Below are 610 nucleotides of genomic sequence, written 5' to 3' on the forward strand. Positions count from 1 at the left end.
TAGATCCAGGCCTGCGTCTGTGCGCGCCACAGCGCCCAGACGCGGAAGGTGCCCAGCGGATAGCGGGTGGCCGCCGTGATCGTGGGCAGCGGCTGCCGTCCCCGGCGCAGCGGCGTGAAGGCCAACTGTGCCGTGGTGCTGCCCTGTGCCGGTACATCGATCCAGGTCCAGTCGGTGGCCGGGACATCGCCCTGCACGGCCAGGCCTATGCCCCAGCGCGTGCTGCGGCGGCTGTTGTGCAGCACCACGTCGAAGCGGCAGGGCTGGCCGGCAAAGCTGCCGGCCGGCGGCACCAGGTGCATTGCCAGGCCGCGCAGGTTGCCGTGGCCGACCACCATGCCCGCAGCCGCGCTTCCGGCCAGCAAAAAGGTCAGCAGGTAGCCCAGGTTGAGCTGGTAGTTGATGGCCGCCACCAGCAGCACGCACAGCGTCAGCGCCAGGGCCCAGCCTGCGCGCGAGGGCATGATGTAGACATTGCGCTGGGTCAGCCTGAGGCTGTCGGTGCGCGGCAGGCGGGCATGCCACCACTGGCGCACGCGCCGCGCAGGAGACCAGCGCTGGCGCAGCGGTGCCCCCGGCTGGGCGGCGCCGGGCGAGGACGCGGGAGCGG

At 72.5% G+C, this 610-nt stretch carries 1 pseudogene; it reads right to left on the reverse strand.

Annotated elements, in window-relative coordinates:
• Positions 1 to 610: pseudogene (locus tag L995_RS06350) on the reverse strand (DUF58 domain-containing protein); the annotation flags it as partial.

The sequence above is a fragment of the Delftia sp. ZNC0008 genome (assembly GCF_000799035.1).
Lineage (GTDB): Bacteria > Pseudomonadota > Gammaproteobacteria > Burkholderiales > Burkholderiaceae_C > Comamonas > Comamonas tsuruhatensis.